Source organism: Vibrio sp. 10N.286.55.E10, assembly GCF_002872555.1.
GTDB classification, from domain to species: Bacteria; Pseudomonadota; Gammaproteobacteria; order Enterobacterales; family Vibrionaceae; genus Vibrio; species Vibrio crassostreae.
Map to the genome: position 1 here is coordinate 156,349 of NZ_MCSD01000001.1, position 26,987 is coordinate 183,335.

General features: G+C 45.7%; 25 protein-coding genes. 6 read left to right on the forward strand and 19 right to left on the reverse strand.

Translation table 11 applies throughout. The annotated features are described in order from the left end of the window. Window positions 1–18 precede the first annotated feature (18 nt). The 5 genes from BCV39_RS00640 to BCV39_RS00660 all read right to left on the reverse strand — a co-directional run bounded on the left by BCV39_RS00640 (window position 19) and on the right by BCV39_RS00660 (window position 3,774). Window positions 19–753, reverse strand: coding sequence for a GntR family transcriptional regulator (locus tag BCV39_RS00640; protein ID WP_048669449.1), 735 nt, complete (start codon window positions 751–753; stop codon window positions 19–21). Window positions 754–947: 194 nt separating this feature from the next. Next, on the reverse strand, window positions 948–1,634 hold the full coding sequence (locus BCV39_RS00645) for a DNA-3-methyladenine glycosylase I (protein ID WP_019821260.1): 687 nt from the start codon (window positions 1,632–1,634) through the stop codon (window positions 948–950). 102 nt (window positions 1,635–1,736) lie between these two features. After that, window positions 1,737–2,234, reverse strand: a complete 498-nt coding sequence (locus BCV39_RS00650) for an N-acetyltransferase (protein WP_102433430.1) — start codon at window positions 2,232–2,234, stop codon at window positions 1,737–1,739. Between the two features lie 42 nt (window positions 2,235–2,276). Further along, a complete protein-coding gene (locus BCV39_RS00655; protein ID WP_102433429.1) occupies window positions 2,277–2,903 on the reverse strand; it encodes an HD domain-containing protein in 627 nt (208 codons plus the stop codon). Between the two features lie 211 nt (window positions 2,904–3,114). Continuing rightward, window positions 3,115–3,774, reverse strand: coding sequence for an HAD family phosphatase (locus tag BCV39_RS00660; RefSeq protein WP_055319150.1), 660 nt, complete (start codon window positions 3,772–3,774; stop codon window positions 3,115–3,117). A gap of 412 nt (window positions 3,775–4,186) precedes the next feature. On the opposite strand from BCV39_RS00660, the gene BCV39_RS00665 reads away from it, so the two are divergent. Next, window positions 4,187–5,515, forward strand: a complete 1,329-nt coding sequence (locus BCV39_RS00665; protein WP_010432780.1) for an anaerobic C4-dicarboxylate transporter — start codon at window positions 4,187–4,189, stop codon at window positions 5,513–5,515. A gap of 108 nt (window positions 5,516–5,623) precedes the next feature. Here BCV39_RS00665 and BCV39_RS00670 read toward each other — a convergent pair whose 3' ends face one another. The 8 genes from BCV39_RS00670 to BCV39_RS00705 all read right to left on the reverse strand — a co-directional run bounded on the left by BCV39_RS00670 (window position 5,624) and on the right by BCV39_RS00705 (window position 13,217). Continuing rightward, window positions 5,624–5,947 (reverse strand): DUF4144 domain-containing protein, encoded by a 324-nt coding sequence (locus tag BCV39_RS00670; protein WP_102433428.1) that lies wholly within the window; start codon window positions 5,945–5,947, stop codon window positions 5,624–5,626. Between the two features lie 31 nt (window positions 5,948–5,978). Next, window positions 5,979–6,245 (reverse strand): Txe/YoeB family addiction module toxin, encoded by a 267-nt coding sequence (locus tag BCV39_RS00675; RefSeq protein ID WP_017069754.1) that lies wholly within the window; start codon window positions 6,243–6,245, stop codon window positions 5,979–5,981. After that, a complete protein-coding gene (locus BCV39_RS00680; RefSeq protein WP_017061616.1) occupies window positions 6,235–6,492 on the reverse strand; it encodes a type II toxin-antitoxin system prevent-host-death family antitoxin in 258 nt (85 codons plus the stop codon). Before BCV39_RS00680 ends, BCV39_RS00675 begins: the two co-directional genes overlap by 11 nt. Window positions 6,493–6,678: 186 nt before the next feature. Continuing rightward, entirely contained in the window at window positions 6,679–7,470 is a 792-nt protein-coding gene (locus BCV39_RS00685; RefSeq protein ID WP_102433427.1) for a CLCA_X family protein, read from the reverse strand. A 136-nt stretch (window positions 7,471–7,606) separates the two neighbouring features. Continuing rightward, on the reverse strand, window positions 7,607–8,308 hold the full coding sequence (locus BCV39_RS00690) for a flavin reductase (RefSeq protein ID WP_102433426.1): 702 nt from the start codon (window positions 8,306–8,308) through the stop codon (window positions 7,607–7,609). 240 nt (window positions 8,309–8,548) lie between these two features. Further along, window positions 8,549–9,619, reverse strand: coding sequence for a hypothetical protein (locus BCV39_RS00695; RefSeq protein WP_102433425.1), 1,071 nt, complete (start codon window positions 9,617–9,619; stop codon window positions 8,549–8,551). An 80-nt stretch (window positions 9,620–9,699) separates the two neighbouring features. Then, window positions 9,700–11,313, reverse strand: a complete 1,614-nt coding sequence (locus tag BCV39_RS00700; protein ID WP_102433424.1) for an FAD-binding protein — start codon at window positions 11,311–11,313, stop codon at window positions 9,700–9,702. Between the two features lie 62 nt (window positions 11,314–11,375). Further along, on the reverse strand, window positions 11,376–13,217 hold the full coding sequence (locus tag BCV39_RS00705) for a carotenoid oxygenase family protein (RefSeq protein WP_102433423.1): 1,842 nt from the start codon (window positions 13,215–13,217) through the stop codon (window positions 11,376–11,378). A 385-nt stretch (window positions 13,218–13,602) separates the two neighbouring features. On the opposite strand from BCV39_RS00705, the gene BCV39_RS00710 reads away from it, so the two are divergent. Continuing rightward, window positions 13,603–14,010 carry a hypothetical protein gene (locus BCV39_RS00710; protein ID WP_061015626.1) on the forward strand — a complete coding sequence of 136 codons (408 nt, stop codon included), beginning with the start codon at window positions 13,603–13,605 and terminating at the stop codon, window positions 14,008–14,010. Window positions 14,011–14,078: 68 nt separating this feature from the next. Here BCV39_RS00710 and BCV39_RS00715 read toward each other — a convergent pair whose 3' ends face one another. Continuing rightward, complete coding sequence (locus BCV39_RS00715) at window positions 14,079–15,521, reverse strand: N-acylglucosamine 2-epimerase (protein WP_102433422.1); 1,443 nt, start codon at window positions 15,519–15,521, stop codon at window positions 14,079–14,081. Between the two features lie 232 nt (window positions 15,522–15,753). Between BCV39_RS00715 and BCV39_RS00720 the strand changes: the two genes are divergently transcribed. Both BCV39_RS00720 and BCV39_RS00725 read left to right on the forward strand, forming a co-directional pair. Continuing rightward, on the forward strand, window positions 15,754–16,302 hold the full coding sequence (locus BCV39_RS00720) for a DUF2975 domain-containing protein (protein ID WP_102433421.1): 549 nt from the start codon (window positions 15,754–15,756) through the stop codon (window positions 16,300–16,302). A 10-nt stretch (window positions 16,303–16,312) separates the two neighbouring features. Further along, entirely contained in the window at window positions 16,313–16,546 is a 234-nt protein-coding gene (locus tag BCV39_RS00725) for a helix-turn-helix transcriptional regulator (RefSeq protein WP_061033049.1), read from the forward strand. Window positions 16,547–16,617: 71 nt separating this feature from the next. Here BCV39_RS00725 and BCV39_RS00730 read toward each other — a convergent pair whose 3' ends face one another. Further along, window positions 16,618–17,265: a glutathione S-transferase family protein gene (locus BCV39_RS00730; RefSeq protein ID WP_102433420.1), complete on the reverse strand. Its 648-nt coding sequence runs from the start codon at window positions 17,263–17,265 to the stop codon at window positions 16,618–16,620. Window positions 17,266–17,363: 98 nt separating this feature from the next. Here BCV39_RS00730 and BCV39_RS00735 point away from each other — a divergent pair, with 98 nt between their 5' ends. Beyond that, on the forward strand, window positions 17,364–18,215 hold the full coding sequence (locus BCV39_RS00735; RefSeq protein WP_102433419.1) for a LysR family transcriptional regulator: 852 nt from the start codon (window positions 17,364–17,366) through the stop codon (window positions 18,213–18,215). A 101-nt stretch (window positions 18,216–18,316) separates the two neighbouring features. Here BCV39_RS00735 and BCV39_RS00740 read toward each other — a convergent pair whose 3' ends face one another. The 3 genes from BCV39_RS00740 to BCV39_RS00750 all read right to left on the reverse strand — a co-directional run bounded on the left by BCV39_RS00740 (window position 18,317) and on the right by BCV39_RS00750 (window position 24,203). Continuing rightward, window positions 18,317–20,431 (reverse strand): methyl-accepting chemotaxis protein, encoded by a 2,115-nt coding sequence (locus BCV39_RS00740; RefSeq protein WP_102433418.1) that lies wholly within the window; start codon window positions 20,429–20,431, stop codon window positions 18,317–18,319. A 378-nt stretch (window positions 20,432–20,809) separates the two neighbouring features. Then, window positions 20,810–22,303: a deoxyribodipyrimidine photo-lyase gene (locus BCV39_RS00745; RefSeq protein WP_102433417.1), complete on the reverse strand. Its 1,494-nt coding sequence runs from the start codon at window positions 22,301–22,303 to the stop codon at window positions 20,810–20,812. Window positions 22,304–22,415: 112 nt separating this feature from the next. Next, entirely contained in the window at window positions 22,416–24,203 is a 1,788-nt protein-coding gene (locus BCV39_RS00750) for a sigma-54-dependent Fis family transcriptional regulator (protein WP_102433416.1), read from the reverse strand. Between the two features lie 326 nt (window positions 24,204–24,529). Between BCV39_RS00750 and BCV39_RS00755 the strand changes: the two genes are divergently transcribed. Next, window positions 24,530–26,050 carry an aldehyde dehydrogenase family protein gene (locus BCV39_RS00755; RefSeq protein ID WP_102433415.1) on the forward strand — a complete coding sequence of 507 codons (1,521 nt, stop codon included), beginning with the start codon at window positions 24,530–24,532 and terminating at the stop codon, window positions 26,048–26,050. Between the two features lie 142 nt (window positions 26,051–26,192). Here BCV39_RS00755 and BCV39_RS00760 read toward each other — a convergent pair whose 3' ends face one another. After that, the gene (locus BCV39_RS00760; RefSeq protein WP_102433414.1) at window positions 26,193–26,930 is read right to left on the reverse strand and encodes an NUDIX domain-containing protein; all 738 of its coding nucleotides are present in this window, start codon (window positions 26,928–26,930) and stop codon (window positions 26,193–26,195) included. Window positions 26,931–26,987: the final 57 nt, after the last annotated feature.

Here is a 26,987-nt window from a genome sequence, read left to right on the forward strand (position 1 = left end):
AATAGCTTATAGAAGCGATTATGATTTGTTCTTAAGCAGATCTGAGAACACAACATGCAGGTCGCTCGATGCAGTGCTGCTGTCTAGGTTTAGCTTAGAGCGAATGTGGCTTAAATGCTCTCGCATTAGGTCAACGGCTTGCTCTTCATCTCCAGACTCTATCGCATCAAGCAATCCTTCATGCTCATCGAGAGAGCAGTTTGAGTGGCTGCCGGTTTCGTACTGGGCAATAAGCAGAGAAGTTTGCGATACCAAGCTGCGTTGAAAAGCCAGCAGTGGCGCGTTCTCAGCCATTTCAGCCAGTTTGATGTGGAACTCACCAGACAAACGTAAGCCAGAACCATAGTCACCTTGGTCGAAGGCGCAGTTCTCTTTCGCGACCAGTTTTCTACACTCTTCGATTTGAGCTTTGGTCGCGTTTTTAACCGCTAGCTCTGTGATAGCAATTTCCATCACTTCGCGTGCTTTAAATATCTGTTTGGCTTCGTCTACTGTGGGTGCTGCAATCACGGCACCTCGGTTAGGACGGATCACCACAACTTGTTCTAAAGATAGGCGCAGCAAGGCACGACGAATAATAGTACGGCTAACACCAAAGATTTCTGCTAATGCTTCTTCGCTTAATTTTGTGGCTGGTGGCAGCCTTTGTTCTAGTATCGCATCGAAGATATGGCAGTAAACAACATCGTCTTGAGTCTGGCCTGTTACTTTCGTTTTTACACCTTTGGAGACAGAGTTTTTGAGAACTGTCATAGAGATAAGGACCCTTGTTTAGTCGAGTTGGGTTGGTTGAGAATAATTCATGAGTATTACCCTATATTGTATACATTTATCTATACAATTCCACCGGATGAAAGTGCGATGCACGCTTATTTGTTAATGACTTATAACATTTAGTTTGCAAGGAACTGTGTGCAATCTAGAGCTTTAAGTCATTAGCCCTAAAACTAGACGCGATTATCGCCGCAGCTGTATGCCACGATCTGGCTGATTTCGCTCAGGCTGCGACCTGATTGCTGCTGCCACTCGTTGAAAGCCTTACTTGCCGCAACTTGTGCTCGCTTAGTGTTACGACCGCTATCAACCACATCTGTGCTGCGCAGGTGCGCTTCAACGTCCGATGATAAGATGAATGTGTCTTTACCCATCTGGCGCAAGGTGTAAGCACCGGTGTTACCACCTAATCGCTTACCGTGTTTCTTCAGGTAGTCCCAAAGTTCTGTAATGCGTTCTGATGGCCAGTCGGCAACCATTTGTGAGAATGAATCGGCTTCACGCTTGGCATTATGAATCATGGTGGCATTGGCAGGGATAGTCATCACCTTAGTAAGGTGGCGAATAATACGCGGGTCTTGCGCTTTCTGTTCCCACATCTCATTCGGCAGCATTAGCATCTTTTCGATGTCGAATTCAAAGAACACTTCTTCAAATTGCGGCCATTTCTTCCTCACCACATTCCACGAAATCCCACACTGGAATACCTTCTCGGTAAAGGCGGCTAGCCAACGGTCGTCGGTGATTTGTGATAACTCGGCTTGTGAAAGAGGTGCACGAACAATCTTTTCGAGCTCAGCTGCCCCGCCTTTACGGTGAGCGGCACGTTGGTAAATGGTGTCGAATTTTTCTTGGGTCATTGAAGGTTCCAAATTACATCTGTGTATCTTGAGTGTGTAGCCAATGCTTAATGATATGGGGGTGAATCTAGCAATTAAAACGATTGAGTTGAGTAAAGCATGCTATCCGAGCTTTAATTCCATCTGATACAAGGGCCACGTTTTACCATTAAACTCTTTAACGCTCGGCTCTTTGTCGACCACCTCAAAGCCCGCTTTGTCGTAGCAGCGTTTTGCGCCGTGGTTTTGCTTGAATACGGCCAAGGTGATGGTGGTGACATTTGGTATTTCTTTCGCCACCTTTAAGGCCGTTTCAAGCATCGATTGTCCTAACCCTTTGCCTCGTTGGTTTGGGTGAATAGCAACTCGGCAGAAACGAAGTTCATTGTCTGACATGCGTTGAAACTCCATAAAACCGAGCAAGTCATTGGTATTCGAGTTAGTGCTAGACGTGGAGAATGTGTAAAGCTCGACATGGGGCTCTTGAGAACGTTCGATGATGGAAGAGGCTTCTAACGGCCAACCAAAGGTTCGTCCTCCCCACAGTACGTAGTCTTCGAGGGATGTGAACCAAGTGACGATCTCGTCGGCGTCGGATGCTTTAAAGCGGTTTATTTCCATATCCTTGTCTCTTCCTTGTCGTGTGTCTCTTTTTCTAAACCATTAAACTTCCGTACTCAACTGCTCAAGAAAGCCACGTATATAGTCAGTGCGCTTGTTGGCTTCTAACTTGGCGGATTCTGTATTCATAGTTTCAGCGAGCTTAAACAGCTTCACGTAGAAGTGGTCGACGCTGTAATGCTTGTCATCTAAGTCACGCTGCTTCGCGAACGGGTCTTCGTGGTTATACAACTCTGCGTTAAAGCTTTGACCCACATACAAGCAACGAGCAATGCCAATCGCACCAAGAGAATCGAGACGATCAGCATCTTGGACGACTTGAGCTTCCAAAGTTTCTGGTGTGATGTTGGCGCTGTAGCTGTGCGTGACAATCGCATGATGGATTTCATCCAGATAGGACGCAGGATAGTCGATAGATTTAAGGAAAGAGATCGCCTTGTCTGCTGCCATTTGCGAGCTTTTGGCTCTGTCTGGGTGGTTCTTCGGGAAGGTGAAGCAGTCATGAAGATAAGCGGCGGGAAGAACGACTTCAAGCTTAGCCTGTTCTTGAACACATAAAGCCTTAGCGGTTTTAACGACGCGCTTAATGTGGCTAATGTCGTGCGCTGCATCTTGTGTCATTTCTCGTTGTGCAAAATCAAGCAGTTGGTCTTCAAACTTTTCCTTCACGCGTCTTTTTCTCCATACGTAGACGTTAGCAATCTTGTTGATCACCTAGCATTTATTTCACATCGACTTTAACAGTTTCAAGCGCGATTTTTTATCTTTTATAAAAACTATACCAACAAAAAAACCGACTCTGTGAGTCGGCTTAATAGAGAGGCTTGTCTACGTATTTTAGGACGAGACAGATAAAAGCATTATCAACGGTAGTGAGAGCCTAAGCTGCAGCTTGTTGAAGCTGTGCCAATACATGATGTAGAGAAGGGCTGATGGTGTGACCAAGCGCTTTTACTTCGTCACATGGCTCTACTAAATCAGGGATCTGGAAGCTGATCATGTTGGCTGCCATAGAAGCGCGAATGCCGTTGTTTGAATCTTCAAACGCCAAGCAAGTTTCAGGCGCAACACCTAGGCGTTCTGCCGCCAGCAAGTAAATTTCTGGGTGAGGCTTACCGTGAGTCACTTCGCAGCCGGTGCTTAGTGAAGTGAAGTAAGAATCTAGGCCTGCTAACTCAAGCTTCTTCTTGGCGATATCTAGTTGAGTTGAGGTTGCTACCGCGATTGGAATGTCATTCGACTTTAGCCACTCCAGCAACTCAATTACGCCATCTTTTACCGGGATTGCTTGGTTTTTAACAATCGCACTGTAGCGGGTTCGCCATTCGTTATTCAGCGCTGGGTAGTCTAGGTTTTCACCGTAACCATTTCGAAAAATCTGTTCGATGGTTTTTGCATTACAACCAATGATGCCTAGGTAAACATCTTGCAAAAACGGAACACCTTGCGCGTGACATGCTTCTTCAAATACCTGCATACAAAGTCGCTCGGTGTCGAGCAGCAGTCCATCCATATCAAAAATAGCAGCTTGAAAATTCATATACGTGGTTCTTTATGTGTTGTCGTCGTGAGGGCGAGTATTTTGACACAGTGTCTAGGGATAGGCGAGTCAGTGTTTAGTAAGAACGAGCCCAATTAGCTTAAGGAATGTGCCTATAGGTGGGTTGGGAGCTGATTGATTTACGCTGAAATAATATCGTTCAGTTATGAGCTTGATATTTTATAGGCCATATAGATCTAATAGAAACAATTGTGATTATCCCACATAACAAATCTAGGTCTTGTGCCTGGCTTCTTATTACATTTCATAAACTTACAGGCGTGTTAGCGTGACCATAATCTTATAAAAAACAATTAACGGGAGCCTGCAATCATAGTGTGACCAAGCAATAAGTAAATGGCTGAGCTTAGGGAGAAAATAACATTAGTCCACATTTTTAGCAGGGTTGCTTATGTTGTATTTTGAGTTTCTATTTTTATTAGTCGTCCTTTATATCGGGTCTCGGTATGGCGGTATTGGCTTAGGTGTTGTTTCTGGTATTGGTTTGGTAATCGAGGTGTTTGTCTTCAAGATGCCACCAACGTCTCCACCTGTCACCGTAATGTTGATCATCCTCGCCGTTGTTACTTGTGCTTCGATACTCGAAGCGGCTGGTGGCTTAAAATACATGCTGCAAGTGGCGGAAAGGGTGCTGAGAAAGAACCCGAAACGCGTCACCTTGATAGCCCCGTTTGTGACTTATTCGATGACTTTCCTATTGGGTACTGGCCACGCGGTTTACTCAATTATGCCTATCATCGGTGATGTGGCATTGAAGAACGGAATCCGTCCTGAGCGCCCAATGGCTGCGGCTTCTGTTGCCTCTCAACTTGCGATTACCGCATCGCCAATTTCAGCTGCTGTGGTGTATTACCTCGCGCAGCTTTCTGATATTCAACATTCTATTACTCTGCTTTCTATTTTGATGGTGACGGTGCCTGCAACGCTGTTTGGTACGTTCTTACTTTCTTTGTATAGCTTGAAACGCGGTAAAGAGCTGAACGATGATCCTGAATACCAAGCGCGTCTAAAAGATCCTGAGTGGAAAAAGCGTATCGAAAGCACCACAGCGACGTCTTTGGATGAAGTGCTGCCAACTTCGGCTCGTAATGCGGTTTTGATTTTCCTACTGTCAATTGTCGTGATTGTTATCGTGGCGATGGTGCCTGAGATCAGAACCATCGTAGACGGCGACAAGCCAATCAAGATGTCGGTGATCATTCAAATGATGATGCTCTGCTTCGGCGGTATCATCTTGCTGGCAACCAAAACTGACCCGCGAGATGTGCCAAACGGCGTGGTATTCAAATCGGGTATGGTGGCAGCGATTGCTATCTTTGGTATCGCATGGATGTCGGATACTTACTTCCAATACGCAATGCCTCAGTTTAAATCTGGCATCGTGGAAATGGTGACCAACTACCCATGGACGTTCGCACTGGCGCTATTCATCGTATCGGTTGTGGTGAACTCGCAAGCTGCAACTGCACGAATGATGTTGCCTGTTGGCCTTGGTTTAGGGTTGGATCCAGCGCTGCTTATCGGTTTGATGCCAGCAGTGTACGGCTACTTCTTCATCCCGAACTATCCATCAGATATCGCTACGGTGAACTTCGATGTGTCTGGTACCACTAAGATTGGTAAGTGGTACTTCAACCACTCATTCATGTCGGTTGGTTTAATTGGTGTGGTCGGCGCATGTTGCTTAGGTTATGCACTGGCTCAGATTTTTATCGCTTAATGTATTAACTCTTTTTTTGAAATAGCCAAGACAACAACGAAAAACAGCGCCTAAATTGGCGCTGTTTTTGTTTTAACAGGTTTCGTTTATTAGCTTTTAAATGAACTATTAACGTGGCTCAAAAGCCAAAGACTGAATTGCTTCTTCAATCGTCAGGAAGTGGATCTTCATCAGACACATTTCTGCTTTCTGGAACTCGTGATTTCGAATCAGCTTAGTCACGCTTTCTACTGAATACTGCTCAGTTCGTTTCGCTAGCGACAGTTGATTTGAGTTCGATTGAAGTGCGTAACTGTCACCTTCAGAATCGATGAGGTAATCATCTTCACCCAAGATCATGTCTGAGCATTCTGCCTGAAAATCGTTCTCGGATGTGACGTAAATAAGCTCATCATCACCGTCGAGTTTTACCAAAGATGGCCAACTGATCATTACTGCCCTTTCTATGTGCTGCTTACTGCTTTTAATAGTGGTGACGACAAGCAATTATGTAAAAGTTATCGTCATCTGCTTTATACACTAATCGATTCTTGTCATCGATTCGTCTTGACCAAAAGCCAGAGAGGTTGCCGACTAGTGGCTCCGGCTTTCCAATCCCTTCAAAGGGCGTTCTTTTGGCAGCTTCAATCAACTTATTTAGTTTCTTGAGCGTTTTCTTGTCTTGGGTTTGCCAGTATAGGTAATCTTCCCAAGCATTATCTGTAAATACAATCTTTCGATCATTCGTCATTATTCAATTCTCGAACGGTTGTATTTCCGGCTTCGAGTTGAGCAATGGATTCAGCCAATCTTTCAGCGTTTTTAGGCGAGCTCATTAGGTACAAGGTTTCTTGCATTGAATTAAAATGATCAAGAGACATTACCACGGCATCTTCTGAATCTCGTCTGGTTATTACCGTAACATCAGAATCGTCTACCACTCTATCGAGCACAGACTTAAGGCTATTTCTTGCCTCAGTAAAAGAAACAATATTCATCACTTATTTACCCTGTTGTTTTTGGATATGTTTAATCTTTCAATATACACAGAATAGTTAATCATTCATGAATTAACTATTGTACATGTTCCGCTTGTTGTACATGTTATCTTAGAGATTACACATGGTCAACTTATGGTACATGTCACTCACTGTAAATCTGCAGAGTGTTACTGACTCAAAATGCTATTTACTTAAAGATCGGCCCAACGGCGCGAAGTAATCTTGCAGCGCTTGATAAATCTGTTTTCGGTGCGCCATATCAGGATACACAGGGTACATATCCGGTTTGGTTGTACCATCGACCAAATAAACGTTTTTGATATCAGAACAGGATTCAATCACCGACTCAAAGGCACGCGCCATCATCTCTGTGGGTAGTGAGAAGTAACGGGCAGACATCGCTTTGTCGGCAATAACACTTCGAGCTACGTAGTCGTGCTTATCTAGGTTGTTGTCACTGAGTAGTGTGGCATCGAACACAGACATCAAACTTTCATTTAATGGATGAGGTCTTACTTTTCTATCGTGTAACCAACAATCACTGGCGAACAAAATGTGTTTTCGAGGGCCTGAGGTATCACCAATTTCAAACGCCTTTTCAGCAATGTAGTGGTCAAACGCATGCCAGAACTCATGCGCTAACGCACCTGCCCCTGCGTTTTTAGCGAGGGCTAATTCTCTTTGGTTTGGCGCGTAGTGTGCTTGTACACCCTTTCTGCCACCACTGCCGAACGCTAAGCCTAATGTGCCACGCAAGCCAATTGCTTCTGGTGGCAAAGTCAAGATGTAAGCCAAATCTGCTAGCGAATCGAATATCAGATTCGCAGCGAGCTCTTTCTCTTCTTTTGTTACCCAAGCGCCCACACGAATGCTGCCCATACCGAAGGTCTGTTTGATGTCCATGAAAGACACCTGATCGCCATGTCGGTAGTTTGGGCCTTTGCGCGTTTTGTATTTAAAGTGAGCTAACTTCAAAGGGGTCCTTGGAGAAAGAGGTTAGGTGGAATTTAAGTGGAGTGTTTTTATCGGATGCTGGGCATTGAACCATATTCTTAAAACACACCGTTATGAACCGTATTTAAGAACGAAAGTTAGCACCTTTGTGAGTAAATTACCGAACAAAATGAGTTAGGTTGTGTTCGAAAGCTTCCCACGAGGTTGGGGTGCCTTCGTGAGTCAGCGGAAATAGAGACTTGTCTGGCTTGGCATAACTTAAGCGATGAAGCCTTTGCGTGACATGGTAGCTGTCTAGCCCTGAAATCGTGACTAAATCTAGTGCTTCTAAATCAAGGTAGCCATCCGGCATCACGGCACGTTTGGGTGCTTGAATCGTAATGACCTCTCCAATCAACATTTGCGTTTGATTGCTTTCAATCGATATCTGTTCTTTCAAAACTAACCCTATTTTGAGACTGCTTTCTAAAACAAATGGAGCAGATAATACATCATCGTAATAGGGCGTGAGACCAACTGCGTTAAATTCGGAGATTGATTTAGGATAACGAGCGGAAGTTTGATGGGCTTTTTGAACAAAGTCAGCACCGATACTATTGATGGTGAAGTGCTGAGTTTCTAAGATGTTCTCTAATGTATGGCGGCGACTTTCTGTTGGTCGGACTATGAAGCCAAGCAAAGGTGGATTCGACCCTAGGTGAACAACAGAGCTCACCACAGCAAGATTTTCTAGCCCTTGTTTATCGCACGTACCAATTAGGTTGGCGCTTTTGAATCCTGATAAGGAGTTGATTAAGCGAGCGCGTTCTCGCTGATCCATTGTTTGGATATCTTGTCTTGAAAGGGTCATGTCCTTCATATCTTTCTCTTCCTACTTGATTAAATGAACCTGCGTTTTATGAGCTTATATGTACGAACATGGGCTTTTTATCGATCAGGAAAATTATCCGTTTCGTGAGCTACCATTACGTCTGCATGAAAGGTGAGTCTTTTGGGGTTACTGGAACTGATTGGAAGGTGTTAAGTTGTGGAGTAGCACCAAGAAAGTACTACTCCGTTGTTGTTTTGTTTGAAGCACCTGTTGTGTATTCAAACCGATCTACAGTGATGCATTTTGAATATCATCCAAGGCATCGCAATAGAAAGGTCCACTGAACTCCAACAAGGCTTGCGGCATCTCTATGGTTTCGGCCAAAACGTTGTGCTCGTATAAAGAAACATTGACCGAAGCCTTCATTGATTTCATGTACTTCTGCTCTCCGCCAAAGATAATTACAGAAGGGAAGGCTAACGGGTAAAAGCTTTCCAGTTCGGATTTTACTTCCATGACCATCTTGTACTTAATTTTGTTCATTTCGAATTTTAAGTATCCTGCGCAGGAATCGACCTCTCTTTTCAGTGAAATATTGCCAATCGCCGGGTAGAAGATCAGGTCATAATTAGGTGAGATATAGCGGCCAGCCCACAGTTCAATATTAGAACTCCCAACTTTTGCGCCTGTAAACATGTAGTAGAGTTCATCAGAAAGTCCCATGGTGTAGATCATTCCTGCGCTAGACTCTTTGTCGTACCACCCTTTATCAAGCTGAGCGTATCCGCTTCCAAACAGAGATTGCTCACCATCGTAGAAACTGTACTGAATCGGCGTGCCAACGGTGTAAAGAAACCATTTACCTCCGACTCCCGGCAATTCAGGAATAATACCGAAAGGCGTTTGTCCCGGATTTCTGCCACGCCAATAATGAGCATGTTCGCCATCCCAACGCATCGAGAATTGAAAGTCTTCGAAAGTTACATTCAGTGTTTCTTTATTGGCGACGACAATCCCCGGTATTTCGTAATGGAACTGTTCCGAGTCGTCAAAACCACGGAGGATTAACTCATCACGAAAGATGTCGTATTTCACTGTCTTGCCGTTGACCGGTGTAAACGCGAGATGCACGTATGCCTTAGGCGTTGGGTCAGAAAAGTCTGGAGCAATGTAGGTTTGTAGGCTGACTTTAAAGTAGCCGACCTCTGGGACGGCGATATTATAGAACCATTGTTCAGCCCAAGTTTGTTGCGATGATGGAGTATGAGGGCGTATATCCTCGAGTGTGGTAGCAAACCCTTGTGCTACGAACAGGCAGCAACATGCTAGCCCTAAACGCAGTAGTTGGCAGAGGTTCATTGAAGTGATGTCCTTTGTTGAATCCTTTGGAAAAGCGAGTGTCAGGCATAGAGCACAGTGCTATATGCCTGACGAGCCGGTTATTTTCGGCATATGCGTGCGTCAGTGAAGTAGAGCCCTGACTGACAAGTCGTCCCTGATTGGCAGTGAGCATCTTCTTCACAGTAACATTCGCCGCGCACGTTACATCCTGGTTTTAGATAATCTTCTAATGGCGTTTCACCACTCACACGCTCCCAGAATGGGTTGGTGAAGGTATCGAAAGGGTCCAGCTCCGCTTTGGCTTGCAAGAACTCAGGCCACATCGGGAAGCGAGAGGGCATGTCCTCAAAAATAGCGACTGAGTTTTTACCCCAGTGTGGTCGCGCATCATATTTTCGTAGCGACATTTGCTCGATTTCTAGGTTCACGAAGTAGTTTTTAGGCTCTTTCTTGCCCTCTTTACGTAGTGTGTATTCAATGCCGACGAAAGCGGTATCTCGTCCTGCGCTCATTCCTAAATAACTGTCGGAAGCTTTACCAAATCGGAAGTAAATACCATTGAGCGGGAAGCAAGTACGTGGGTGAGCATCGACGATTTGGCGGACATCATTGATCCAGTTTGGCAGGCGTTCAATGTCGATAGCGACTTCTTGAAGCGCGATAGGCAGACGATCCCAGATACATTTGTTCGGGTCTTTGCATTCGAAGTACTGCATTTGGTCAGAATAGCCGATAGGTTCATCAACTGCCTTACCTGTGACACTGTCTCTGAAGTAGGACTTTGCTCGGCCATTGTAACGAGCGACGGCAGCAAGACATTGCAAACCAGCACCTGGGAATTCGTGTGCGGCATTAAACAGTAGCCCGAAGAAAAATTCCTCAGCATCCGTGACATCGGCTTGTGCATTGTAGGCTTGGCCTTCTGTCTCGATTGGAACGGGGTTGTAAAGTGTTGTGGTGTAACGCCCTAGACCGGGGAACCATGCGATGTTCGCTGAGTAGTTGTTGTGTGCAATATCCAGTATTACGTCTTCAAGGTTGGAATCATCTCGATAACCGGTGACTTCTGCTTTCACTTTAAAGGCATCTTCAAGCTTTAATGTCGCTTCAACCACTACGCCAAGCACACCAAGGTTCACTCTTGCGGCGTCCAGTAAATCGCCCTCAAGTACTCTGACTTCGCCTTGCCCATCAACAACTTTAAGCTGGGTAACGTAGTCAGCGAGCATGTTGCTTGGTCTATCTAATGTAGAGCCGTGTGTACCACTGCCCAGCATGCCACCAACGGTAAAGATAGCTAACTCCGTCACCATGTTGATCGCATAACCTTGCCCGCGTAAGAAGTCATTGAGATCGTTGAACCGCATACCAGCTTCAACGGTGACGGTCTTATTTGTTGCATCGAAGTGGACGATCTTATTCATATTCTTCAGAGTGATTTGAACTTGGTCGTCACCGGCACAAGCGGCATCTATTTGGCTTGCGAACTTGCGATTTCCCGTCATCACTTTTTTACCGCGTATCAGAGCGTCTTGGACGATGTTTTGTACTTCATCAATAGAACTTGGGTCGTAGATCGCTTCGGGGTGGCAAGTGTATGTTCCTTGGTAGTTCGAAATCTCTCTTTCCGGCTCATTGGAATGAAGAGAGAAAGCTGTCCCCATTACGGCAGCAAGCAAAGCGTTACCAAGTACCATGGTTTTTATTTTCATTAAGACTTCCTTGTGGTTTAGTCGAAGTTGATTTTTAAAGGTGGTTTTCTTCATCGAATGGATTAGCCAAATCGAGGCAGAATGTGTTGTTGAATGACTTCTTGAACAGCGCTGCGATGACTGGATAAACGTGAACTGAAGAAGTCTCCTATGTTGGCTTTATAGGCATCGGCAGGTCTCGGGCCTATCTCTGCCACCCAGAGCGCATGATTCGTAGTCGCAAAGTTGAGTTGCGGGTGCCCTAAGATCGCTAATGGGCCTTGTGCTAAGTTTTGTGCGTCAAAGATCCAGATCTCTTTGCCATTTCCAATGCCATGAGTAGGGTGACTACGAACCACGGCTGTGAATATGTAGCCGTCGTCTTGAGCGGTGCTGTTAGGGCGAGCCATAAACTGAGGTGTTCGCATCACACAATCTGAGGGAAATTGATACGCATCGGCGAGATTCATCGAAAGGCAGTCCATGTGCACGAGAGCCGAGGGTTGGTCGGTTTCAGGTAATGAATCGTTGGTGAACCTTCTATTGGGGTAGTGCTCATACGCCTCTGCGACACGCTTAATGACATGGTCTTTGCGATAGCCAACGGCAGCCCAATAAATATGTTCAAATTGCTCTGGGAACTGGAAGTGTCCACGGTACGCGGGATCATTCATATCCCAAAAAAGTTGGTCGTCTCGTATCAGCCTGAAGTCTTCATTTATCTGTCGAACGGATTGTGACTGAACTTGGATCCTTGCGCGTACTAAGCCGCCGACATCAATAGGTGCTGCCGGATAACCTGCCAATTGACTCGGAGTTCTTCCACCAAATAATCGCTTATCGCGTGTGTATTGGGGCTCCGATTTGTCCATCGCTCCTAGGTATTGGCCATATAGGGTGATTTCGTTTTCATGGTCATCGTAGTTACACATGATGTCTGAGGTATCGAAATCCAGTTCTAGGTAGTCGGCAACCACATAATTGAACTCGGGATTGAGATCTTTCTTGCGAATTATCCAAGTTGGAGTTCGATGTTGCTGAGCATAAACCGACGATATACCGAGCATACGTAATGGTTCGACTTGCGCTGCAGTTTCAAATACGAGGATGTGGTGGCGCGTTACACCCAGCGAGTGAGCGGTTGCGACGATAAAGGCGGGCTTACCGTTACGACCAATAATGTTCCAGCCTTGTAAAGGGCTTTGCTTATCCCATTTCAAAAGCCGTATAAATCCATTTTTAGTACCCGTGTTGGAAATGTTTCCACCGTAGTTAATCGTGAAACATTCATCCGACTCGAGATCAAAATATGGATGGCCTGTGGTACGTACTTGTGGAAACAGCCATTTGTCAGGAATAAAAGGGCTCATCCAAGGTGGAAGACTGCTCTGCCACTCATCATAGTGACCAACCGGTGTGATCAGGTCTAAGCTGAGCGCATCAAATTCGTAGGGAACCCCACCTTCGTAGCTGAGCGCGAATCGGTTGTCACCTAGGTAGTTGGGCGCGGTATTACAATAGTTGACGAATCCCATCGTCGGGCTGTAATAAGCCATACCACCAAGTAGTTTAAAGCTGTCATAGCCATACGAGATATGCTGTTGCATGATGGCTGACGGGGTATCAATCATCTTACGCAAGAAAGAAACTTTGCTTGGCGAAAAGTCGAGACGGGTTAGAGCGCCGCGACCGTTCGGACTCAGGTGGTCTGGCTCTAATGGTATTCCTTCAGAAAAAAACACATGGCCATGGATATCAGCTGGCAACTCTCCACTAATAAGGTGCAAATCTCCCGAGGTTGCGCTGCGCCCAGCTTGCATAATTGAGACCGGAAATAAGGAAGGGGTGTTGTCTTGCGAAGCCAAAAGTTGGGTTGGCACAAAGGCAGCCCCTGCTACGCTTTTCAAAAATGTACGTCTTTTCATTGCTCTGACTTATATGTTTACCCATGCATATAAACAAAGTAGGTGAGTTTTATTGGCTAGAATGAGTAATGTACAAAACTATGAAAGAGTGCAAAGAAGTCGTGTAATTTGACGGGTGAATTACACGGGTTAATATCAATAAGCTATTGATTTAAATGTTTTTAATTTCGTTTTTCTTGCGTTTGGTTTGGCGAATTTTAACGGTGTGATTAGCTCTTATTTAGTTTCTAACGCCAATATTTGAAGAGAGGGTGCTTCTTGATGCGTGGCACCAATACTTTCTTTAGCAATGTATTTAAAGACTTGAGATAAGTTAATTTGCTATTGCAGCCATTCGCTATTGAGCGATACCATATAGGGCTGTTTCTTTGGTAAAGATGTAATTATGTCAGATGAAAAACTCGCACTCGAATGGATGCGCCAACAAGCTCATAAAGTTGACCCATACGTTATCGAACCATCGTTTGATGAATGCGTTGAGTTGCTTGATCCTGCCTTCAAGAAGGGCAAGAGTGTTGCGCAGTTAAAGTATCTGTTATCAGAAGCGGATCGTAGAGCTGGCGCGGCAGAACGCAAACATGCGGCTTTAAAATATGCCAAAGAGAAAAGCCCAAATGCAGGTCAGATCCTGCGTTTGCAAAGCAAGCTTCAACAAGTTCAGTTGGCTCTCAAACTTGCTACTGGCGACAGCAACATGACCATCTCTCAGTTCTGTTCTGAATATGATGTGACCAAGCGTGACGGTAACACGGCATGGAATGAAAAGCTGGTTGAGCAGGGTAAAAGAAAGTAGTCATTCAAAAGCCTGAAAATTGCTTTTCAGGCTTTGCTGTTAGTCCGCTTATTCAGAGCGCCCCCACGCTAAGGTCGAATGTTATTGAAGCTGACCTTCTGCGTTCCATCGCCTTGATTCTCCAGCTTAACTACATCTCCTTGATAGTAATACGGTTCCATTGGCATTTCGCTGTTAGCTTCTCTAGCGTAGTAAAGGGTTGCTGGCTTAGCAGCAACTTGCTGAGCGTATAAATAGCCAATCAAAGCGTGCTCAAATTGATGGTAGCCATTGCCCCAATGAAAAGCCTTGGTGCGCTTAGGTTCAAGCCCTACGCCTCCGTATTGATGATCAACCCACACATCATGAAAGGTAGGTAAGGTGTATTGTAGGGTTTCTTTCATTGAACCATCGATAAGCGATACCGTCATCGCAGCTTGGTCGAGCTCTGCCCATTCCCATGATGAAGCCCAGTTTGTGTTCGGTCTGCTTTGCCAGCCAGTAATCTCTTGTCCTTTCCATGCGCTCTGAAGCTGCTCACCAAAGTAGTTGGATACATTGGCAAAGTCTTTTTGATATTGCGCCTGAGCGAGAGTGTGTTTCATGCCACCCAAACCAAACTGCGACCATTCTGCATTTTCTAATGCATGACCGGTTAGGTAGGTCATCCAATACGCTTTGATAGTGTGCCCAAAATCGTTGTGATTGGTATTCGGCATCATCGCTGCTTTGTCGTGAATTGCACCGTAGAATCGATGTTCATCTTCAGAGTGATAGTGATCAATCATGGCTTGCGTGAGCCAGTGTAAGTCATCAAGCCATTTTGATTTAACAGGCTCTTGCAGTAGAGGGGCGACTAACAACATGTAACCGTTAATTTGATCAAGTTGTGCGACAAGCTCGCGTCGTTCTGCACTGCCATCCTCACCGTCAGCAAGTACCCATGCAAGACCGCTGTTGTCGCTAAGCCGATATTTATCAAAGATAAAAGATTGTTGGGCGATGAGTGCCTGTTCTACCTTTTTGTCTTGGGTCAGGTAGTAGTACATGGCAAGGCCGACCAACGCATACGCTTGATCTTGAGAGGTACGTTGCTGCCAATCCTGGCCTGCTTTTCCCTCTTTTGTGTAGCCAATAAAGCCGCCATTTTGCGTATCTTCAAGATGGTCAATGATGTAGTAGGCACCTTGCTTAGCTAACTCTAACGCCTGCTTGTCTCCGGTAAGATGGTAGAGCACGCCATAGGCATAGGTTTGACGTGACTTCATGCGCGTAAATTCTTTGCCAAAATGTGGCGTGATCCAGCCTTTGTTCAGCTCAGGGCACACATCGGAAACATCGAGCAAGGTACCGTCATCACAGCGGAAAGTAGGGAAGTTGCCTATCGGTTGCCCTTGAGCGCTAGGCATCAACCAGTACGGTGCTAACCCTTCAGTAGCATGATTGATCCAGTCTTCACCAGAAGGAAGAGGTGCGTTGGCAGATACGGCGAAGCTAGTAACACTGAGTAATGCGATCGTTGCTCGTAGCATGATTTTTATCTTAACTATTTGAATTTAGTTGAATATAAACAATCATATCTGCACATTGTGATTCGGCGATCACAATCGACCAAATTATTGTGGTGTAGATGAAGGACTATGCGGGTCTCACTCGTCAAATGTTGTAAATAAGCAATAAATTATCGCTTATCGATAATTTTTTATTGATCATCGTTTGTTTTGATCTTAGTATCCTCCTGTCAACTCAACAGGAACATTAACTATGTCTAAAATCCAAAAACAAAGCCGACGTGTGCGTATGCTATTGCAGTCCTTTCTTGTACTTACTCCTATCATGGTGTGCTACTTTTGGTTAACCGTTGAGACTCCCTATGACTTTATAAGTGCGACAGGCATTTTTTATCTCACTTATGACATCGGGAGTTACACGATGTTGCCGCTTAATATGACAACAAGAATGATTGCTGCGTTCACAAGCTTAGCGATGTCTAGCATCCTGATATACGCACTAGTAGTTCTGATACGTTTATTCCGCAACTATGAGCGAGGCGAGATCTTCTCACTAGAAAATGCACTGTCTTACCAGAAGCTCGGGTATAGCTTGTTCTATTGGGTATTCGGCTCCGTTATCTATGGCTCATTGATGTCAGTGATTTTGTCGTTCAATAATCCACCAGGTGAGCGTATCTTTGCGATTAGTTTTGAGGGAATGGACTTTTTGACACTTATATTAGGTATAATTATTTTGATCATCTCATGGGTGATGAAAGAAGGTTATATTCTGGCTGATGAGCACAGCCAAACGATTTAAAGGACTTGTCATGACTATCCGCATTAATTTAGACATTATGATGGCCAAGCGAAAAATGCGATTAAAGACATTGGCAAAAGAGGTTGGGATTACTGAAGCCAACTTGTCGGTGTTAAAGAATGGCAAGGCCAAAGCGGTAAGGTTATCGACACTAGACAAGTTGTGTGAAGTGTTAGACTGCCAACCGGGTGACATATTGGAGTTTGAAGCGAACGTTCATCAAGAGAGTGCAACTGCTGAATAGCGAGTTCGTAAATCGTATTCCCTTATGAAAACAATGAGTCTCGAAGTTATTCGAGACTCATTCGTTACAAATTAAACAGGTTCTCCTGCCTCGTCTTCTTCAACGATATCTTTTTCTAAACTCGCCTCCGCCAACCATTTCTTTATCGACGGGCTATTCAACACACGTTGTTGATACTGTTGGGCTTTATCCGAAAGTTTGATGCCGTAGGTTTCGACTCGCAGTGCTACAGGTGCAAACATCGCATCAGCAATCGACCATTCACCAAACAACCAACCTTCTGGGTATTGATCCATCTGCGTCGACCATATCGCATCAATACGTTCGATGTCTTTCAGCGCGCCTTCACTCAGCGTAAGCTTTCTTTTAGCTCGGCAATTCATTGGCATTTCATTCCTGACAGCAAAGAATCCTGAGTGCATCTCTGCGGAAATAGCTCTTGCACGAGCACGCTCTTTGGTGGATTTTGGCCATGCTGCGCCGTTCAAGTGGGCGTCGTTAACGTATTCGAGAATGGCAAGTGAATCCCACACCGCAATGTCGCCATCTACTAAGGTTGGAACCTTGGCCGTTGGCGTCACTTTCGCCAGAGTGTCGTAAAAACCTGAGGTGAAAAGCTTAAGTTTGATGATGTCTGCATTCAGGTTGTAGTTATCGAATATGAGCCATGCGCGCAATGACCAAGTAGAGTAGTTCTGGTTTCCAATATAAAGCTGCATAGGTACTTCCTTGCGTTTGGTGAGTATGCATTTGAGCTTAGGGGATTGTATTGCGGCGCACTAACGGATAATTTTGATGCAATACATTAATTAAAACGATGGGTGGTGATTTCAATATGGATATTGATGCGTTGCGAGGCTTTCTCGCGTTTGTGGAAACCAGCAGCTTCACACGTGCAGCGAAACAGATAAATCGCACCCAATCGGCATTCAGTGCGCAGATGCGTAAGTTGGAAGAGGAGCTAAACGTCACCCTTTTCCAAAAAGAAGGACGTAACCTTGTATTGACTGAAGCAGGCTTAGCGCTGCGTTCTCATGCTGAACAGTTGGTCTCGCTACACAATACCGCGCTTAAGCAAGTAAAGCGTTACGAAGACAAACAACCTCTGCGACTCGGCTGCCCTGAAGACTATAACGACAGTATTCTGCCGAAAGTGATTCGTTTGTTGCAGAACGCAGAACCCACGTGCTCCATTCAAATATTTAGCTTGCCGAGCATTACGCTTAGAGAGTGGCTTGATGATAGTCGGCTTGATGCTGCGATTGTGACCCGCGCTCCCGATAGTGAAGAGGGATATTGGCTAACCAATGATGTGGGCGTTTGGATAAGCAGCCCTGATTTTGTGTTTGATGATTCTAAACCTGTCCCGCTTGCTCTGTTCCAGACTGATTGTAAATACCATGCAGCGGCGGTGAATGGCTTAACCAAACAAGACACCCCTTATCAGCTTTTGGCGTGTAGCAATACGGCTTCAGCGCAGCGCGCAATCGTCAAAGCTGGGTTGGCAATTGGTGCGATGGGCAAGCTCAGTGTCACGCCTGATTTGAAGGTTCTCGACGATATGCCGCCGTTACCTGCGGTGGACATCGTACTGTTGCTTGCGAGTAAGCATCATCCTGTGTTGGATAAAGAGGTGATCAATCAGCTGATTGAGTTGGATTCCAATTAGGGTGTGTTGTTTGGTGAGAGGCACTGCTAAGAGTGTTCAAGAAATAGAAAGGCCGAGAACATTACGTTTCTCGGCCTTGTTTTTATGGAAGATAGAGTGAATTAAGAGAGCTTAAATTTACTCAACTCGCCGTGTAAATCTCCGGCTTTTACTGTCAGCTCATTACTGATTTCTACCGATGATGTCATGGTGTCCATCACTTCCACGGCGGTGTCGTTAATGATGACCACGTTGCGGTTAATCTCCTCGGATACTGAGCTTTGCTCTTCAGCCGCGGAAGCGATTTGGTTGTTCATGTCGTTGATGACTTCAATGGCTTGGTTAATCTCTGATAGGGCTAAGTGGGCCGCTTGAGTTTCGCCTTTGGTATTGTTCGCTTGCTGTTGGCTTTGTTCCATCAATACCACGATAGATTGGGTCTCTTGCTCTAGGCGCGCCAGCATTGAGCGAATCTCTTCGGTCGAGCCTTGAGTACGGTTTGCTAGGTTACGCACTTCATCGGCCACCACCGCAAAGCCACGTCCGGCTTCACCCGCACGAGCTGCTTCAATCGCGGCGTTAAGCGCAAGTAGGTTGGTTTGTTCTGCAATACCGCCAATTTCACTCAAAATACCTTGAATGGCGGTGCTTGAATCAACTAAGTTTTGCGTTTGTTGCTGAGCATCATTCACTTGAGTGGCCAAGCTATCAACTGCGCTGGCGGCATTGTCCATGCGTGTCATGCCGTTAAGGCTATTACTTTGTACCTGGCTAGCGGCCGCAGCGGCTTGAACGGCTGAGTTCGCTACTTCTTGTGCAGTTGCACTCATCTCATTGATTGCAGTGGCGAGTGAGTTCACTTCGTTTACTTGAGCGTTCAACTGGTCACGGGATACCTCTGCACGAGCTTGACCCTCAGTCGCGTTCTTATCGACTTGGTCTGCTGTCGCCATTACAGTAAGCAGCATCTCTTGTATGCGAGATAGGAAGGTATTGAACCAGTGAGCAAGTTGCGCGGTCTCATCTTTCCCTTTTACTTCGATGCGATAGGTTAAATCACCTTCACCTTGTGCGGCATCTTTAAAGCGCTCGACCAAGTTATTGAGAACTTTGCCCAGAGAGTTGGCAATCAATGCCATAGAGATGATGCCTAGAAGAACAGCGACGATCCCCGCCCACACACCTTTTTCAAGCGCTTTCGAATTCTGTTCATCACTCCACTGGGTGTATTCGTCGACACTTTTTGCAAGGTGACTACTGGGAACCGACACCATGACTACCCACGGTGCGTCGCTAGTCTCGATAGCAGTTATGGCGTACTCTTCTCCGCCAAATGTAACCAACCCAGCCCCAGACTGTTTAGCGATAGACTGAACTCGCGACCATTCTTTTTCTAGCTCTGGCGAGACCTTTTTACCGACCGTGTTTCTAGCGCTGCTGTTGGCTAGGGTAATGCCTTTCCATGACGTGATGAGAATTTTACCTTGTCCGTTGAACAGGTGACGAGCAAGACCTTCACTCTGGCTTTGCAGTTCATGAAGTGACAGATCGAAACCAAGTGAGCCGATGATCTTACCGTTCTGTTTGATCGGCTGGCTGATGGTAGTAATGAGTTCTTGCTTACCACGAACCGGATAGAAGTACGGTTCCATTACGAATGTTTTACCTGTTTGGTAAGGCATTAAGTGCCAGTCGTCTTTGCGTTCGCCATTGCTGTTCAGTTCAGTATTGCTGAAGCTCTCCATTGCGACCGCATCAAAGCTGTTTTGGTCATTGGGAGAGAAGAAAGGGGCAAGATAGCCCTGACTGTTAAAGCCTAATTTGTTGTCTAAGCTGATCTCGCCATTGAGATCGGTTTGTTGTGGCCAAGTTTTGTTTTCCCACACCATGTAGCCAGCAAAGACGGCTTTGTTTTGTGCTTCTAAAGCGGCAGTAAACTGTTGAACGATAAGGTCTGAGCTAGCGTCCGTTTCTGAACTCAACTCAATGATTGAACGTGCTTGTTTTAAGTTGGCTAATACCGGATTAAGTTGGTTGGAAATGTTCAACCCTTGCTGAAGTGCCGTATTTTGTAAATCGGTTGTCGTAGCGTCGGTTAACTGTAGTTTTACTTTCTCTGTGACTTGTTTATTCACATCAGTAAAAGCGCTAGTGGTCATGCCCATTGCGATCAACAGGGTGAAAGCCATCGCCCCGCCTGCACTCACCGCAATTCGCGTTCGTATACTGTTAAACATATGATCTCTCTAGCTAAATAGTGGTAGTTTTGCAGAGATTTTAAACAAGATAAGTGAACGGAAAATTCAAAATAATGAACACAAAAAGAATAGGGAGATCAAAAATATAAACAAGATTGCATAGTGCGCAGTTTTGGCTTTGGTCGCAACGTTTAGAGGAAGATGAAAATCATCATTTAGCAATCGCTAACTTTCTGTATTTATTAGTTTTAATGATAATTAGGAGAGTTTGATGTTTTAGTAAGGCGGCTATTTTTCTTTTCTAGTTTGTGACCGCGAGTCTATTACTCATTATATGACGGCGGTCACAATTTATTTTATTTAACCCAATGAATTACCACTCTTTTTATAAGTGATTTAAAGAGGGAACGCGTTGTATTAGCTTGCCCGTTTTGTTTTGCTCTGTTTCTTCGGTGGCCTAACGTGGCGTGACAAAATACGACTTCGCTCTTGTTTCACTTCCGTTAGCTTTCTCCATGACCATAAACGCACTCGTGCCTCTTTAGCGCTAGCGTCGAGATCGACTACTGGATTAAGGTAAGGGGATTCTGGTTCAAGCTCATGCATCATGATTTCCATAGGCGTCATCTTCCAAGGCTCAAACAGGAGTGGAGTGGGTATGTCTGAAAGTTCGGGTACCCATTTTCGGATGAAGTCCCCATCGGAATCGTGTTCTAGGGCTTGCTTGGTTGGGTTGTAAATTCGGATGGTGTTGATGCCGGTTACCCCAGCTTGCATTTGAAACTGTGGGTAATGAATGCCAGGTTCAAAATCGAGGAACAGCTGCGCTAAGTGTGTGACACCATCACGCCAGTCCATGTTCATATGGTGAGTGAGAAAGCTCACCAGCATAGAGCGCATGCGGAAATTAATGTACCCCGTATGATGCAGGCAGCGCATACAGGCATCGACCAACGGCACGCCTGTCATCCCCATCTTCCATGCCTGAAGATGTGTCGGATCTTTTACCGTTTCATTCTGCAATAGCGTCTCATAGGCGTGGTTGATGCAGCGAAACTCCATCCCGCATTCCGATTCAAACTTCTGCATGAAATGACAGTGCCAGTGAAGCCTTGAAGAGAGAGCAATCAAGCTGCGACGAAATCCAGCGACTTGCCAGTGTCCCAATAGGTGTTGATAAACTTCGCGCAGCGATATATTGCCCCAAGCTAAATATGGGGATAGACGTGTACAGGCATGTCGTGAAGCTTCTGGGCTTGAGATACTGCGATAGTAATCGCGACCACGGCGCTCAAAGAAGTCGTGTAATGTTGCCCATGCCAGTGCACTTCCGCCCGTTTGTATGCCGTTAACTTTGGCTAACCATGCTTGTGGAGGTTCCATAGCGAGTTCAAGCTCTTCAGCATCAAGGGTATGCAGTGATTCTGTAGTTAACTGACTTTCTTCTATGGGAGCACGCATCACACTGTTCCAATGCTTGTCCCAACCGATTCTGTCTTTCGACCCTCTCACGACAGCGCCCTGTGCGAACTCTTGCCAATGGATGTTGTGCTCTTTAAACCAAGTAGAGAGTTCTCTGTCACGCTCAAAAGTGCAATTTAATCCTACCTCTTGATGAGAGAAGACGTTTTTGATGCTGTAACGAGATTGGATCACTTCGAAGCAGTCCACTGCACTGCCATGAAGTATTGAGACCTGATGTCCATACTCTTTCAGCGACTGGTTCATGCATTGCAGCGACTGCCAAACAAACCGCCAATGTCGCTCAGAATAGTGGGCATTGTTTAGCAGCATGGGTTCGAAAATGTAGAGCAATATCGTGGGGTGTTGATTTGATAAAGCATGTTGTAAAGGTGCATGGTCGGTGAGTCTTAAATCGCGCTTTAGCCACACTATGTTGATTGTTTGCATCTGAGCCCTCTTTCGTTTTGGATCATTACGAATCAGAGGTCAAAATGTCTCACTGGAAGTGAATTTTATTTTCGATGATGAAAGGGTAGGCTATGAGCGCCTGTGTTCATTATCAGAGAATACCTAAGCTTTTTAGTTTTCGATAAATCGTATTACGGCTGATGCCAAGTATGCGTGAAGTTTTGCTGATGTTGCCTTGGTTGGCTTGATAGGTTTGCAGCAAGGTTTCTTCCACGGTACTTCTTAAATCAGCATTTGGCTTACCTTCGATTATACGAGAAGCAGTAACCTGATGATGGCTATCTTGAGCTAAAGAGATAAGGTGTTGAGCAAGATGGTTCGGTACGTGCTCGAGTGTAAGTTGTGGTTCATCACTTGCTAGTAAAGCGGCGACTTTAAGTAGGTTGTCTAACTCGCGGATATTGCCCGGCCAGGAATAGGCGCACAATAAACTCATCAGGTACGGGCAAATTGACTGCTCAGCTTCGGCGTATTTACGATGAATATACTCGATTAAAGCATGCTTATCTTGTCGTTGTTGCAAGCTTGGCAAGGTAAAGGCCAAGCCATTGAGTCTATAATACAGGTCTTGCCTAAACTCACCTGTTGCGACTAACTGCTCGAGGTTTTTGTGAGTGGCAGCGATGATCTGGCAATCGACTTGGTAGCTCTGGTTTGAACCTACAGGTACTACGGATTTGTCTTGTAGAACATGCAGCAGTCGGCACTGAGCTTCTAAAGGCATGTCGGCGATCTCATCGAGAAATAGAATCCCTTTATCTGCTTGGCGGATCTTGCCTTGGAAGCCCTTGTGGCTTGCTCCCGTAAAGGCGCCCGGCGCGTAACCAAACAGTTCAGATTCGATAAGATCTTTAGGCAGCGCACCGCAATTCACCGCCACTAGAGGCGATGATTTACGCTGGCTTTGCTTGTGTAACGCTTTAACAAACTCGCCCTTACCGACACCTGTTTCACCTAGAATTAATAGGCTAATGCCTTTGTCGATAACCTTATTGGCCTGCTGCCAAGCGTGTTCTATCTGTTGTTCACCATGGTGTAAATCACATGATGCTGATATAGAGCGTGTGCGCTTGGTTGTTGGTCGTTTGAGGTGCTGTTTTTCAAACACAAAGGGTGCATCTATTGAAGCTCGGTTGAAGAGGGTATCGATACTCTCACCGACGATCGAGGTTTGATCCAATAGTTGAGAGGCGACCTGATTATGTGCCACCACCTCACCAGCCTCATTCGCTATTACGATCCCTTGCCAACCACTGTGCAGTAGCGATTTTTCACAAGCGAGATCAATGCGAGTCGTGCCTTGTGGGATATAGCTCAATAGCTGATTCTCAATAAGCTGAACCATATTTTGAACGAGTAGCTGCACCGAACTGTCGTGTTGCTGCTGCTCACTGGTAATGTCCAATACGCCAACCATTTGCCCTTGATGATCAAACACTGGGCTTGCTGAGCAACTGATAAATCGATGCTGGTGGATGAAGTGCTGCTCACCAATGATGGTTACAGGTTTAGCTTCCACGATCGCCGTGCCAATGGCGTTGGTGCCTTTGAGTTGCTCCTGCCAACACGCACCAGAGCTGAGTGCAATCGAAGTCAGTTTTTCCCTAAACCGCTCTTGTCCCCAACTAGCCAGAATCACCCCTTCAATGTCGGTCAAGATCAAACGACTGTCGGTGCGCGCAAACATCTGGTTAAACAGAGGTAGAGCATTGCGCTCGACGATTTGAATCAAGCTCGATGATTGATGGCGTCGCTGCTTAAGAATCGACTGTGGCAGGCGAATATCTTCGGGAAGACGTCTCTGTTTCAGCCCCGCTTCTGTGCTGCGGTGCCAAGAGGACGAAAGCCAATCTGAGGTGTTTGCTTGTTGAAGGTGCATGACTGTTCCATGTCGTAACAGTGAGGGTGTACCAAATTGGAACAGTTGAACACTGGAGTGGTTTCCATACGGCTGTTCAATACCAACTCACTTTAGGTTGTAAATGTTTGGTAATCATAGTTTTACAATTTATTAACAACAAGTCTTGAGGTTGTGGCGTGTGATTTGCGTTGTTCTTGCTGTGAAGAAAACACGAAGTATCAGTGTTTTAAACAGAAAGAATAAACATGGGCGTCTTGTCATGAGTCCTTTTCTCAGAGAAGTCGCAACAAAAATAAGACAGCTCTCGCTCAATAACGAACAACACATCTAAGAAGGATCTAACTATGATTTACGCACAGCCGGGTAGTGACAACGCAGTGGTGAACTTTAAAGCTCAGTACGATAATTTTATCGGTGGTGAGTGGGTGAAGCCTGTCAGCGGCGAGTATTTTGATAACACGTCTCCAGTGAATGGTCAGGTGTATTGCCAAGTGGCACGTTCAACTGAGGCTGACATTAGCTTAGCGCTCGATGCGGCACATGCAGCTCGTGCAAGTTGGGCGGCGACCAGTGTGACAGAGCGTTCGAACATTCTACTTAAAATTGCTGACCGTATTGAAGCAAACCTAGAAGAGATCGCAGTCGCCGAGACATGGGAAAACGGCAAACCAGTGCGTGAAACCCTGGCGGCAGACATCCCGTTAGTTGTCGATCACTTCCGTTACTTTGCGGGTTGTATTCGAGCGCAAGAAGGCAGTGCTGCCGAGCTCGATTCAAACACTGCAAGCTACCACTTCCCAGAGCCAATTGGCGTAGTCGGTCAGATCATTCCTTGGAACTTCCCGATTCTAATGGCGGCTTGGAAACTAGCACCTGCACTGGCTGCGGGCTGTTGTGTGGTGATGAAGCCTGCCGAGCAAACACCGACATCGATTTTGGTGATGATGGAGAAGATAGCGGATCTCCTGCCTGCAGGTGTGGTCAACATCGTGAATGGTTTTGGTAGCGAAGCAGGCCAAGCGTTAGCAACCAGTGACCGCTTGGCTAAGTTGGCGTTTACGGGTTCAACAGAAGTCGGTCACCATATTCTAAAATGTGCGGCTGAAAGCTTGATTCCATCAACCGTTGAGCTTGGCGGTAAGTCTCCAAACATCTACTTCCCAGACATCTTTGACCATGAGGACGAGTACCTAGACAAGTGTGTTGAAGGCATGTTGTTGGCGTTCTTCAACCAAGGTGAAGTGTGTACCTGTCCTTCTCGTGTGCTCATCCATGAATCGGTATACGACAAGTTCATTGCGAAAGTAGTCGAGCGTGCTCAAACCATCAAACAAGGTAACCCGCTAGATACCGATACTCAGGTTGGCGCACAAGCTTCTAAAGAGCAGTTCGATAAGATTCTGAGCTATCTTGAGATTGGCCGCCAAGAAGGCGCGAAAGTGCTGACAGGTGGCGAAGTCGCGCAGCAACCAGATGATTTAGGTAATGGTTACTACATCCAGCCAACCATGCTCGAAGGGCACAACAAAATGCGTGTTTTCCAAGAAGAGATCTTCGGCCCTGTTATCGCGGTAACCACCTTTAAAGATGAAGCAGAAGCGCTAGAGATTGCCAATGATACCGAGTATGGCTTGGGTGCAGGTGTATGGACGCGTGATGCCAACCTTGCGTACCGCATGGGACGTAATATCGAAGCGGGCCGTATCTGGGTTAACTGTTACCACGCTTACCCAGCACATGCGGCGTTTGGTGGTTATAAGAAATCGGGCATAGGCCGTGAGACACATAAGATGATGCTCGACCACTACCAAAACACTAAGAACCTATTGATCAGCTACGATACTAATCCGTTGGGCTTCTTCTAATACAGGTTTGTTCTAAAAGTATGGGAATGAATCATGGGTACAAAGAACAACTAACAACGCAGTTGGCTTAATTAAGAAAAACAAAAAGTGAAAGCAAAACGCCCAATTCAATTGAGTTGGGCGTTTTTATGTTTGAATTGGTCTAGCTTTGCGAAAAGAAGACCTCTGGCTTGTGGTTCGGGCCCGAATTACCTTCTAGCTGAGTAAGCTCTAATCCTTGTTTCCCTATTAAAGAACCGACCAACTGGCGATTAAACGGGTAACTGTCAGGGTTGTTAATGTACTCTTCAATATCGACCCATTTTGCTTCTGCAATTTCATCGGTGTCTTGAATCGCAATCTCCCGAGTTTGAGCGATAAGGTGACAAACAAAGTAGAGGTTCGATTTGCCAAACTGGTATGGGTGGCGCGTTGCCATGCCAACCACCGATACAAACTCCGCTTTGATACCCGTCTCTTCCAAGGTTTCTCGAACCACAGACTCTTCAATACCCTCGCCAAGTTCAATGTGGCCGCCAGGTAGTTTATAGCCTGTCATGCCATGCTCTTTTATCATCAGCACTTGATTGTGTCCGTTGGTGATCAGAGCTCCAGCTCCCAAAGTATGGGTCGGGATGAAAGGCACAAACTCGACGATTTCGGATTTGTGGATCAGCGTAATCTCGTCTTCTAGACAGTTGTGGAACACAAAGCCAAGTTCGGTCGCTACCGGAATGAGGTGCGAGAGCGAAATAGGTAAGCTAATCCAAATAATGCCTTTGTTATTTTGTTTTGAAAATTCGGTGATTTCACTAAGTTCGGCATGAAATGTATCAGCATCTTGAGGGGCGGTTGCCGGGGCAATGATGATGCCGTTAAATTTGTCGAGCGTAAATTCCACGGGTGATCCTTTATTATTTTTGATTTATTGGGCGTTGAGCATTGGCTGAGCTTATCG